Below are 12,551 nucleotides of genomic sequence, written 5' to 3' on the forward strand. Positions count from 1 at the left end.
GCAGCAGGTCACAGGATACGTCGCGTTGCCTGCAGCTGAATGAACGACACGCACTGCTGCTCCCGCACGGGAAGAGGTCAGATGGAGTTCTGCCCGGGTTCCGGATCGCTCCATCATCCCTGAAGAGCGCTGTCCGGAACGTTCCGGGCAGGTTCTCATCCCACCGCGGTCTGAGCGCGATGGTGTCGCCGGCATCCGCCGGAGGGGGCATCGAGAGTTCGACGCTGCCGATGCCCCCCGTGCCGGTGGTTGCGGTCGGTTTCCAGGAAGAGGCGAAGGAGGAGGGGGAAGCGTAGCGTTGGCTTCAGAGGCTCCGCATCCACCCCTTCTCACTTGCTTCTTGTTCATGATTGCCGGTGTAGAGATCTTTCAGGGATCACACGGCGGGAGAGGTCTGCGCCCAGCCGGGGTTGTCGGTCTGCGTCGCGTCGAAGATTACCTTGAACTCTGCCCCCTTATTGGCATAGACATTCCCTGCGTTCTCATCCAGCTTCACCTCGACCTTGAGAATCCGGGTAAACAGCGGATTGTCGATGCTGCCCATCGTACCCCCGAAATTGTCTGAGGTCAGGAGAGTGGTGTCGGCATTGGAGAGCTGAGCCCACGTATAGACACCGGAAGGGAACAGGGACTCAGTCCCGGCATCAGAGATTTCTACATCGGCGGCAACGTCAGATTCCGACATGCTATTAAGGAGCGAAACCTTCGAAATCCGGAACTGGAGCTTGCCATCCGTCACAAGGTCTCCCCCGGTCTTGACAAAGTATCCCTTCCACTTCAGGGGAACAGTTCCCTCGTTCAGGAGGTGGATATAACCCATAGTTGTCCAGGTGTTCGTACTGGGAACCAGGTTGGTGACCTTCAGGGTTGATTCGTGCACGCCAAAATAATCCTTGGCAATCTTCACGGACAGATCGGCATTGCCGGTCTGAATGGCATTCGCTTCTACGATCTCCTGGTCTGTAAACCAGGCAAACGTTCCCAGTCCCATCCCGCCGAGAGCAAGCCCGACGAGCAGGACGCTGAGAAGATATGCTTTCATTTTTATTTCCCCCATTATCGTCGCGAGGCCTTCTTTGAGCTTGTCAATCCCAGGATGGGCCCGATTCCGACCCCGCATCCCTCCGGGGGATACACCTGTATTTAAATGTATCTATCGAACGATTTTTCGTCCGGAGCGGCTGCAAAGCGCAGCTCACATAACGCTCTGATTATATACCAAAAACAGGATCTAAGCCGGGGCTTGAACAGAGATATAATCTTTGCCAGAAGGCATCCGCAGATATTGGAACGTTTCGGAGATTATACCGTTCATTCTTCAGAGTAGCCGTTCGACCAGGCGATCTCGGATAGCGGATTCCTGCGTTCCGGGAGAAGAACGAGATAGATTCGAAATATATTTATATGAAATAGCCAAGAGGGTGCGGCACCCCCTTTCATGAAAAAGGATCGTACCGGCACTCGAAAGAAATAATGACCTTTTTATAATATCGGTTGGTGTATTCACCCCGATGTCCCCGGTTCATGGAGTGCCTGAGACGCCCGATCGCGACTCCCCGCAAAGCCTCCCGGGCATCGGCTCTCCGGCGGCCTCCAGGTGGAAAAGCCGTTCATACCGGCGAAAACTCCTGTCCCGCACCCACCGTGCCGCTTTCCGCATGCAAACGTAAATGATCTTTTTGCATTGTGGTTATGACAATTGAGGGGTGAATCCATGGAATTCTGAGGGGCACTGGAACTCCGGGGCCGGGTACTACTGCAACGATTCTTAACCCGAGGGGTGGCATGGGAAACAGGATTCTCGAATGAACGAATCGAGAAGAGCAGATCCCCCGGCAATAGTTACCCGGATCATTCGTCCCGCTGTAAGCACCGTCGATGCCCGGATTTCCCATCACCACGATCGGCGGTGCGTTCCGGGCTTTCCCATGTACCGGCCTTTATCGCCGGATCGCTTTTGATACGGCATGAGCCCGGGGTAAAAGACGAAGTCCGACAGGACAGCCCCGCCGACGAGCGGGGCAAGGGTCCTCCCGATCAGGGTCGCGGAAGAATACTGCCCGGGCGCTTCCCCCGTCTTCCCGGCAAATCGCACCGCAGTCATCGCAGCAATCACCGGTCCAGGGATTGCGGTCGCTGTCCCGTGGAAGAACCGGACCGGGATCAGCCGGAGCGGGCCGTTGATGAAGAGGCAGAGCAGAGGCGCCGAGAGGAATACTGCTCCGGATGCGATCAGCAGCTCCCTCTTTCCCAGGTGATCCAGGAGGCCCCGCAAGCTGGGAGACCGCCGCAACAAGACCGATGACCGCGTCGCCGGCACCCGTGGCCCGAGAGAAGAGGGGTAGCACCGGGTTCTTCGAGATGGTCGTCAAGAAGATCGCAAAGAACCCGATCAGAAAGAGACCGTACATCGCGTCCGGTGCGGAATGATGCCCGATCATGGTTTTTATCGCTTGAGGTTCTCCGCGAGCGGACTTATACGTTGCAATCTGACGGGGAAGGGCCACTGTACGGCCTTCCGGACAGCACACCCCTGAAAAAAACCACCGCCGCACGGGATCCGGCATCCGGGGGATAGGCCTCGTACACGACACCATAATAACAGCAAATTTTCGACGGCCGCAAAAACCAGGCTTGCATTAGCGATATTCGCCACTCCGCGACGAGATTTGTCATGTAGAATCATTACAAAACCTATAAAGCCGATCTGGTAACACGCTTTAAGGTTCATACCGATTATCGGTTTGGCTTTCCGGGAGACGGTTCATATGCCGGGGAACCTGAACTGCAGAATCATAAAGATGCTCGAATAGACAGTCACAACATGAGGCGACAACCATGGCAAAAAGAATGCTGAGCGAGTTCGAATCATACGATCTCCTGAAACAATACGGGGTACCGGTGCCCGAACATGCGATCGTCAAGACTCCTGCAGAAGCAGGCAAAGCGGCGGAGAAGATCGGGTTTCCGGTCGTCATGAAGATCCACTCGCCCCAGATCGTCCACAAGAGCGATGCCGGCGGCGTTATCGTCAGTATATCCTCGAAGCAGGCTGCAGAAGAGGCATTCAACAAGATCGTCGCAAACGCCAAGGCGTACAACCCCGATGCCGAGATCAAGGGCGTCATCGTCGAGCAGCAGGCGGCACCGGGGCTTGAACTGATCATCGGCGGGAAGACCGATCCGGCGTTCGGGAAGGTGCTCACTTTCGGTATGGGGGGCACCCTCGTCGAGTTGATGAAGGACGTCACCCTGCGGATCCTGCCGATCACCGAGGAGACCATCCGACAGATGATCAGGGAGATCCACGGGTACCCGATGATCCAGGGCTACCGGGGGTCGAAACCGCGGGACGAGGAGACGCTCGTCAAGATCATGTGGGCGATCAACTGTTTCTTCGCCGAGAACACCAACGTCGTGGAGTTCGACATCAACCCGGTCAGGCTCTACGAGTCGGGAGCCTGCATCGTCGATGCCCGTATCTTCGTCGACGACGAGGCGGTCGATAAGGTGGCGAAAGAGCGGCCTTTCGTGCCGGTCGAATACTTCACCCCCCGGTCGATCGCGGTCATCGGGGCCTCGTCCGAACCTAAGAAGATGGGCTACGCCGTGATGCACAACCTCCTCCACTTCCCCGGACAGCTCTACCCGGTGAACAACAAACGTCCGGAGGTCCAGGGGCTCAAAGCGTATGCCTCCATCCTCGATATCCCGAACCCCGTCGATATGGCGGTCATCACCGTCCCGGCAAAACACGTCCCGAGCGTCGTCGAGGAGTGCGGGCAGAAAGGCGTCGTCATGGCGGTCATCATCACCGCCGGGTTCAAGGAGATGGGCGAGGGAGGAAAAGCGCTCGAGGACCGGGTCATGGAGATCGCAAAGCGTTACGGCACGCGGATCATCGGCCCGAACTGCCTCGGCCTGATCATCCCCCCAAAGGGCATCGACACCACCTACGTCCACGAATCCCCGAAACCCGGCAACATTGCCTTCATCTCCCAGAGCGGGGCCATCGTCAACACGGTGGTCGACTGGAGCATCAAGCAGGACATAGGGTTCTCCGCGGTCGTCTCGGTGGGCAACCAGGCGGACCTCAACTTCATCGACTACCTCAGGTTCGTGGAGCGCGATCCGAAGACCAAGGGCATCATCCTCTACGTCGAGGAGATCCAGGACGGCAAGACCTTCATGAAGGTGGTCAGCGAAGTCTCGAAGACCAAACCCGTCGTGGCGATCAAGGCCGGTTCATCCGTAAAGGGACAGGCGGCGGCCTCGTCCCACACGGGTTCGCTCTCGGGGTCGTACGAGGTCTACATGGAAGCCTTCCGCGAGTCCGGCGTGATCCCCGTCCACACCCTGTCCGGCACCTTCCAGGTCGCAGAGATGCTGTCGAGCCCGAAGGGCTACCCCCGCGGCAAGCGGGCGGTCGTGATCACGAACGCCGGTGGGTTCGCCGTTCTCTCCTCCGACTACGCCGAGCGCTACGGCATCGACCTGATCACCCTCCCGCCGAAGGTCTTGAAAGAACTCAACGAACTCCTGCCCGAATTCTGGAACAAGAACAACCCGATCGACCTCCTCGGCGATGCCAACGAGAAGAGGTTCGAGCAGACGTTCAACACGCTTGTTAAGTACCAGGACTGCTGGGACATCGCCTTCGTTGTCGGGTTCCCGAATCTCGTCATCGGGTCGGAACAGCTCGCAAACCAGATCATCCGGTTCTCCGAGAAGACCGAGAACATGATCGTCGGGACGCTGCTCGGCGGCGACTCGATGGAACGGGGCCGCAAGATCCTCAAGGAGAACGGCATCCCGCTCTTCGACGAACTCGACTTCACCTTCCGGGTGATGGGGAGAATCCTCTGGCAGAGGTTCCGGTAAGAACCTCTCCCGAAACAATTCTTTTCTGTCTGCTCCGGCACTTGTTCCGGAATGTTCACTCGGCAATCTTTCTTGCCACCCGCCTCCCGTCCCTTCGCCAGACCACCAGAAACGACGAGAGGACGGCGAGCGTGTAGCAGGCCCAGAAGAGCGGGATCGCCGTCCCGGAGTCCGGGCCGAGCGCGACCGCCCGCACAATGCCGACGGCCATCGACACCAGAATGGCCGCAATCACGAGGAGAACCGGCCCAATCCGGACGCGGGAGCGAGTGGCGGGCCCCGGCACCACCTTCGGCGTCACGACGAACGGGAGCTTCTTTCCCGAGACGGCGTACCAGATCGCCCGGGCGTATACGAAGGCGAGGGTGTTGAAGATCGCCTGCGAGAACGCGAGGTCATGGAGGGAGTACTGCCGCTCGCGGATGCTGACGACGACCTGGATCGCGATCACCACGACGAGCACCACGGCGAAGACCGGGGGAACCCAGACGGGGAGGATCGGAATACCGAAGAAGAGCGTCGCGACGGGGAGGAGGAAGAGCACCACGTTCACCCCTCCAAGCAGGTAGATCGAGACCGTAACGAGGAACTCAAGCCAGTGCGTTGCGGTCATGCTCCGGGGCTGCGCCACGAGTTGCCGGAGGATCGTCCCGAGAAGCTGGGTGTTCCCGTATGCCCAGCGGAGTTGCTGCGTGAAGTATGCGGCGAGGTTCGGCGGCGCAACGCCCTCCGCGTAGACGGCATCGAGAAAGACTCCCCGGCGGCCCCGGAGGTGGAACGTAAACGACGTGGCGATGTCTTCGGCGATGCATACCTCGTCCATCCCGCCGACGGCGGCGAGATGGCTCACCCGGAAGAGGCAGTTCGAGCCTGTCAGCATGGCGGTATCGTTGACGGAGAGCCCCCGGCAGACGTGCTTGTTGTAGATGTGCTGCTGGTAGGAGAACGTGACGCTTATCGGGTCGTGGGGCTCCGTTCGGAAGAACTGCGGGGTCTGGACGAAGGATACGGCCGGGTCGGCCTCAAGGATAGGGACGAGGTCGGCGAGGATCTCCGGCTTCACCCTCTGGTCGGCGTCGATGACCAGGAGGTACGGCGTATCGGCGTCGAGGTGCGAGAGGGCGTGATTGATCGCTCCCGCCTTGAACCCGCTTCTGTGGTCGCGATGGAGATAAGAAAGGCCGTACCGGCGGCATATATCCTGCATCGCGGAGCGCCTCCGTGCATCCGAGGAGTCGTCGAGGAGGAAGATGCGGAAGTCCGGGTAGTCGATCGCCGTGCATGCCCGGACACAGGGCTCGACCACATCCGGCTCCTCGTTGTAGACCGGGATGAAGACCGCGACGGGAGGGGGCGGTGCACCCGGCTCTTGCGGTGCCGTGGGACGGTAGGCATAGATCGACCGCAGGAGGTGATCGGCGTAGCTCACGAACTGGATCACCCCGAACGCCGTGACGGCGACGAGAAAGAGCGAGAGAGCCCTTGCAAGAAGGCTCCAGCCGGCTCCGGTCAGTATGAGGTGCAGATCGCGGAGGAAGATGACCGCGAGCAGCACCATCAGCGTGGCGGTAAAGAGTGAGATACGTGCTGCCGTCTTCATGGAAGATCCACCGCGGTCTGGCTGGTATCATGCAGAGACACCCTGCGCAACCCGGATGCAGCCCGGGTGCAACGGACGGCGCGAGGCGGTCCGGATACCATCCATCATACCAGAGTAGTTAAAGGTTTCGGGAATGGCTGAACCGCAGCCCCCCGACCCCAAAACGATCTTCTTCGACCGTTTGCGGTACGGCGATGTGCAGGCCCCGGACCTTCCCGATGACCGTTGTGTGTATTACGGGGCCGGTATCGGGATATCGCGGCCGCGCACGGCGGCAGAGGGTGCAGGCGACCAGTATCTCCGACAGACCGAAAACACCGACACTATGAAATAGATCACGCTCCTCTTGAGAAATGATTGCTATGACAGCACAGAAGATGGCACCTGCATCGTTGAAGAAGTACGAGATGCCGCCGCTGCCGTATGCGCCCGATGCGCTCGAACCCCACATCTCGAAGGAACAGCTCTCCCTGCACCACGATAAGCACCACCAGGCCTACGTTACCGGGGCGAACGCCGATCTCGAAAAACTGGAGAAGGCACGGCAAGACGGCACCGAAGTCGATATGAAGGCGATCCTGAAGGAACTCTCGTTCAACATCGGCGGCCACGTCCTGCACACCCTCTTCTGGCCGACGATGGCCCCGGCCGGAAAGGGCGGCGGCGGAACCCCGGGCGGCGCGCTTGCCGACCTGATAGACCGGGAGTGGGGTTCCTTCGACCGGTTCAAGGCCGAGTTCACGAAGGCGGCCGCGAGCACCGAGGGGTCCGGGTGGGCGGCACTGGCGTACTGCACCATGACCGACCGTCCCATGATCATGCAGATCGAGAAGCACAACAACAACGTCTACCCGACGTTCCAGATCCTGATGGTGCTCGACGTCTGGGAACACGCCTATTACATCGACCACAAGAACAACCGGGCCGGGTTCATCGACGCCTTCTGGAACGTCGTGAACTGGGACACGGTGAACAAACGGCTGGAGAACCTCTGACCACCTCTTTTTTTCCCGGGTACGTGCGCCGTACCTGAGCGGCGAACCGGCTGCACCTCCGGATAGACTCCGGCACCCGTTTGCCCCGGAGGCGCCGTGCAGCGTCCATATCCAAAACCATTAAGTAGTCATCGCAAGAGATAGCGGCGACGTTATCGGTGGGGGAAGGAATGGATCGGTACCGCAGGCGATATACCCTTAGTCTAACCTGTGCTCACTCTCCTGGGGGAGGAGCAACCGCTCGTTCGTATATGCGTAGAGCAGGGGCGATCCCCGGGATCGACCATGCTCGGTAGGGCCGTCCCCGCACCGGACCAGGAGATGCTCCGGAACGCGATCACGGACGGGGCCGTACGCCATCTGCTCCGCGAAGAAGACCCGCGGCTCCGGAACTTCCGGCTCTGCAACGCATGCGGTTCCTGCACACCCTACTGCCCGGCACGGATCAACGATCCCGGCGCGAACGGAGATCCCGGGTATCTCGCACGGAGGGTGACCGCGGCCCTCCAGGCAGGCAGACGCCCGGGGCTCGATCTTGCCGACTGCGTCCAGTGCTACTCCTGCGAGACCGTCTGCCCGCGCTCCGTCAGCATCGGCGGGATCATCAACGCCGTCTACGAGACGGAACGCCTGCAGCCGGTCTTTCGAAGGATGCTCCTCGACCGGGGGGGCCTTCCTCCCCGGGCATTTCTTCCGCTCTACATGGAGAGAGGGCACCTCCGAAAGTTCATCGCAAAGGCGATCCGCTACCCTTACCCGGCGGACGGCAGGGCGATCGACGAGGTCCGGCGGCTGCTGCTCCATCCGGTCGACGCGTCGGCCTTCTCGGTGCCCGGACACCTCCCGCAGAGGCAACCGCTCGCCCGGCCCGACCGGGTCTTTCACCTCAACTCCTGCTGCGCTTTCAACTACCCCGGCGCGGACCTCTCGCAGAAGACGATCCTTGCCGCCCTCGGCATCCGTTACGAGACCTCGCGGATGCAGACCTGCTGCGGGGGCGCCCCGCACTACATGGGCGGGGCAGGTTTTGCCGACCGGCTGCTCCTCACCGCACGAAACCTCAGCGTCATCCATGACGCGTTCGAACCCGGCGGCGAGATCGCCGTGACCGGGATATGCCCGACCTGCAGCGACTCGTATGCCGCCGCACTCGATGTGCTCTCGCACAACGCCAACAGGGGGATGGCGAACGCAGCGCTGGCGAGGATCGGCCGGGAGGTGACCGACCCCGGGGCGTTTTCGGTGGCAAACGTCCTCGACCTCTATCCCCTCTATCTCGACGAACTCCGGCGGCTCGTCGAGACGCGGCTCACCGGGCTCACCGTCGGGGTGCACGTCAGCTGCCACTACCGGAAGATGAACGGCACCCTTGCCGTCCCGCCGGGGCTACAGGATCTCACGGCGGTGACGGGAGCGAAGATCACGAGAAGCGTGATGGAGCACTACTGCTGCGGCGGGGTCAAGAACCTCTTCGACCGGCACCGGAATGGCCGCCCCCGGGAACTCTCCCGGCTGAACCGGCTCGTCCGCCAGGATTTCATGAACCACCGCCTGGACGTGATGGTCGTCGACTGTCCGGGGTGCGAGCTGGTCTATGACCACATGGGCGTGCCGGTGCTCCATATCACCGAACTCCTGGCACTCGCAATGGGCGCCGAACCGGGGGATACGGTCTGCGTCCAGGGTCACCTGACCTCGCTCTCACCCGCACTCGATCGGATAGGGATACTTTAGGAGATACGGATCCCGGTGGAGGATGCGCGATCCCCGTCACGAAGGGCGGCAGGGATCGCGGCACCAAACGGCCGGGTGCGGTCAGCGGCATGGCCGCGGCCATCTTTGCGCGACCGGCCGAAACTACAGACGGTCCGGCAACGGCCGGGCCGCCACCGCAAATGCCTTATTACCGGGAACACGATTTGTTTATATAACGCTCGGAGGATAAAAACATCAGAGGGCAGGATACCCGTATGAATAGAGCGGATTCGATATCTACCATATCTCAAGAGGCGTTTCGGATTCTCGACGAGCCCGGCGCAGGTATCCTCGTGCTCGATCGGCAGATGCAGGTCTTCTGGGCAAATGCATTTGCCATGGATCTCCTCTCTACAAGCGAAGAGGAGATCCTCGGATTCGACGCCCGCCGGGTCCTCGACGCGCATCTGACGCCGCTCCTGCAGGAGAGGGATGCTGCCCACAGGCTCCTTGCCACGATGAATAACGGAACCGGGATACCCGGTCTCGACCTCTCGGTGCAGGACCCGCGGGGGGAAGAGCGACAGATCGTCTATTCCAGCCGGAAGATCGAGCGGGGAGCGTTTGCAGGGATGTGGGTGCTCTGCATGCGGGACGTCACCGAGCAAAGACCGGCAAACGAAGGGCTGCTCTCCGCGAACAGACAACTCCAGGTCCTGAACCAGATCATGGGGGTATCCGCGTCGTCCCTCTCGCTCGACGAACTGCTCGAAGCGTCGCTCTCAAAGACCCTCGATCTGCTCGGGTTCGACCTGGGACTGACGTACCTCCTGAACCCGGATCGGACAATAGCGCTCCCGCGCTACCACCGCGGCGTCCCGGAGTGCTACCTCGCCCGGAGCAGGACGATCAAAGTTCATCACTGGCCCTGGAACTTCGTCTTCGTTGCCGGACAGCCGCGCTACCTTGAACTGCAGGGCGAGGGAGGCACGATCGAGGATGAGATCCTCGCCTCGCTCGGGGTCGCCACCCTCGCCTGCATCCCGATCCTTGCGGAATCGGTCGTGGTCGGTGCGCTCTTCCTCGGGAGCAGGAAGGCCGGGGGGTTCCGGGCCGAGGAACGCCGCCTCCTCGAGGCGATCGGACAGGAGATCGGGTCGGGCGTTCTGCGGAGCATGCTCCACAAACGGCTGGAGGCGGCCCACCGCGAGACGAACCTCTACCTGGACGTCATGACCCACGACATCAAGAACGCGGAGAACGTCGCGAACCTCTACTGCGACCTCCTGCTCGATACACTGGAGGGCAACGACGCCCGGTACGCACGGGGGCTCAAGGAGAGCATCCGCAAAAGCAGCGGCATTCTCCAGAACGTCTCGACCATCCGCCGGATTCACCAGGAGCCGCCCGACCTGAAACCGATCCATCTCGGCCACGTGATCAGGGCGCAGATCGAGCGCACCCCGGAAGCAGCCATCTCGTTTGACGGCACCACGGCGGAGGTCCGGGCCGACGATCTGCTCCCCGAGGTCTTTACGAACCTCATCGGCAACGCCGTGAAACACGGCGGGCCGGACGCCGGGATCGCGATCCGCGTGGAGGACTGCCCCGATGAGGATCACACGGTGGTGGTGACCGTGGAGGACACCGGCCCCGGCATCCCCGAGGCAATGAAAGAGACGATCTTCGACCGGTTCAGGCAGGGCAGGAACCAGGGATGCGGGAAAGGGCTCGGCCTGTACATCGTCGGGATACTGCTCGACCGCTACGGCGGCCGGATCTGGGTTGAGGACCGGGTGGAAGGCCGGCCCGACCTCGGGGCGTCGTTTCGGTTCACGCTGCGCGAAGTGGTGCACGACGGGTATGAGGGGTGAGACCCCCTCATACCGGAGACCTCACGCCGCTGTCGGCGCAGCCAGCTGATGGGTCTGGAGCCCTGCCGAGTACCGGCGCGCCCAGGCATACCCGAGCGCCGCGCCGATCGCGTTTCCTGCGGCAACTCCCCACCAGATGCCGGAGAGGCCGAGCCCGAGAACGGTTGCAAATATCCAGGCAAAGAGGATGGATAGGACGATGTTCTGCAGAAGCGTGATCGTAAGAGACCGTGCTCCAAGGCCCGTCCCCTGGAAGAACGACGCCGCGAAGAGCCCGAACCCGACCATGGGGTAGACGAGGCTCATGACCCGGAGGTAGGTCGTCAGCTCGGGAGCGATCCCGGCGGCGTCGCCCGCCGTGAAGAGTGCGGCAATCAGGGGGGCGAAGACGAACGTGGCCGCGGCAAGCCCGAGACCGATCCCAAGACCGAGCCGTGCGGCGAACCGAAGTGCGGTCTCCATCCGTGCGTACGCATGTGCCCCGTAGGTGGCGGCGGTGACCGCGACCACCGCCGACGATATGGCAAGGATCGGCGTCAGGCCGATGCTCACGACCCGCCACCCGACCGAGTAGACGGCGACGCCGTCGGTGCTCGCTATGAGAACGATGACGCCGTTCAAGATCAGGGCCATCAGGGCGAGTGCCAGCTGCTCGGCTGCTGCGGGGAGACCGACCTGCAGGACGTCCCGTACGACTCCGGCGTCCGGGGAGAAACCCCGGAAGCAGAGCGCGATGTAGGTATCTTTCTTCACGAAGAGCCAGTAGACCATCGGGACGGCGGCGATGACCTCCGCGAGGATGGTCGCCCAGGCTGCGCCGGCGATCCCCATATCGAATCCATAGATCAGGATCGGGTCGAGGACGATGTTCGCCACCGCTCCCGCCGCCATGGCGTACATCGTCCGCTTTGCATCGCCTTCGCCGTGCATGAGCGCGTAGGCGACCTCGCCGAAGAGGAGGGCGAACGTCCCGAGGAAGAGGATCCGTGCGTATTCCGTGGCGAGACCGACGGCGTCGCCCGCTCCCATGAGGACGAAGATGTCTTGCGCAAAGAGGAAGAGCGGGATGGTGACGACGACAGCAAGCACGGTCATCAGGAGGATGGTGTGCATCGCAACGCTGCTCGCGCCGGCCCTGTTGCGGGCGCCGATCATCCGGGCGAGCGCCGCTTCTCCGCCGGTTCCGAGGCCGCTCGCTAGCCCGATGGTCATGATGAAGAGCGGGAATGAGAACCCGACGGCGGCAAGAGCGTCTGCACCGAGACCCGCGACCCAGAACGCGTCGACGACGTTGTAGAGGGTCATGAGGGTCATCGCGATCATCATCGGCAGGGAGAGCCGGAGGATCGCGGTCTTCGGATCGGCGAGGAGTAGCTTTGTTCCTTCTGTTTCTTTCTGGTTACTACTTGAGGGTGTGTCGTCTTCTGAATCACTTGTCGGCATACATATCGCCTGCTGGCGTGCCCGCGCCGCGGGCTCCCGGAGAGATAGGGAACCGGTTCTCAG

General features: G+C 61.5%; 9 protein-coding genes. 5 read left to right on the top strand and 4 right to left on the bottom strand.

The window, feature by feature from the left end:
- Positions 1-376 precede the first annotated feature (376 nt).
- A complete protein-coding gene (locus MchiMG62_RS09700; protein WP_221056781.1) occupies positions 377-1,042 on the bottom strand; it encodes a SipW-dependent-type signal peptide-containing protein in 666 nt (221 codons plus the stop codon).
- 852 nt (positions 1,043-1,894) lie between these two features.
- The gene (locus MchiMG62_RS09705; protein WP_244987672.1) at positions 1,895-2,275 is read right to left on the bottom strand and encodes an MFS transporter; all 381 of its coding nucleotides are present in this window, start codon (positions 2,273-2,275) and stop codon (positions 1,895-1,897) included.
- Positions 2,276-2,838: 563 nt separating this feature from the next.
- Between MchiMG62_RS09705 and MchiMG62_RS09710 the strand changes: the two genes are divergently transcribed.
- Positions 2,839-4,881 (top strand): acetate--CoA ligase family protein, encoded by a 2,043-nt coding sequence (locus MchiMG62_RS09710; RefSeq protein ID WP_221056782.1) that lies wholly within the window; start codon positions 2,839-2,841, stop codon positions 4,879-4,881.
- Between the two features lie 55 nt (positions 4,882-4,936).
- Here the strand turns inward: MchiMG62_RS09710 and MchiMG62_RS09715 are convergent, their stop codons facing one another.
- A complete protein-coding gene (locus MchiMG62_RS09715) occupies positions 4,937-6,481 on the bottom strand; it encodes a glycosyltransferase family 2 protein (RefSeq protein WP_221056783.1) in 1,545 nt (514 codons plus the stop codon).
- Positions 6,482-6,614: 133 nt separating this feature from the next.
- Here MchiMG62_RS09715 and MchiMG62_RS09720 point away from each other — a divergent pair, with 133 nt between their 5' ends.
- The 4 genes from MchiMG62_RS09720 to MchiMG62_RS09735 all read left to right on the top strand — a co-directional run bounded on the left by MchiMG62_RS09720 (position 6,615) and on the right by MchiMG62_RS09735 (position 11,045).
- On the top strand, positions 6,615-6,815 hold the full coding sequence (locus MchiMG62_RS09720) for a hypothetical protein (RefSeq protein WP_221056784.1): 201 nt from the start codon (positions 6,615-6,617) through the stop codon (positions 6,813-6,815).
- Between the two features lie 19 nt (positions 6,816-6,834).
- Positions 6,835-7,476, top strand: coding sequence for a superoxide dismutase (locus MchiMG62_RS09725; RefSeq protein ID WP_244987673.1), 642 nt, complete (start codon positions 6,835-6,837; stop codon positions 7,474-7,476).
- Between the two features lie 285 nt (positions 7,477-7,761).
- Positions 7,762-9,210, top strand: coding sequence for a heterodisulfide reductase-related iron-sulfur binding cluster (locus tag MchiMG62_RS09730; RefSeq protein WP_221056785.1), 1,449 nt, complete (start codon positions 7,762-7,764; stop codon positions 9,208-9,210).
- A 236-nt stretch (positions 9,211-9,446) separates the two neighbouring features.
- Complete coding sequence (locus tag MchiMG62_RS09735) at positions 9,447-11,045, top strand: sensor histidine kinase (RefSeq protein WP_221056786.1); 1,599 nt, start codon at positions 9,447-9,449, stop codon at positions 11,043-11,045.
- A gap of 21 nt (positions 11,046-11,066) precedes the next feature.
- Here MchiMG62_RS09735 and MchiMG62_RS09740 read toward each other — a convergent pair whose 3' ends face one another.
- Positions 11,067-12,488: an MATE family efflux transporter gene (locus tag MchiMG62_RS09740; RefSeq protein ID WP_221056787.1), complete on the bottom strand. Its 1,422-nt coding sequence runs from the start codon at positions 12,486-12,488 to the stop codon at positions 11,067-11,069.
- Positions 12,489-12,551 lie beyond the last annotated feature (63 nt).

It is taken from the genome of Methanoculleus chikugoensis (assembly GCF_019669965.1).
GTDB lineage: Archaea > Halobacteriota > Methanomicrobia > Methanomicrobiales > Methanoculleaceae > Methanoculleus > Methanoculleus chikugoensis.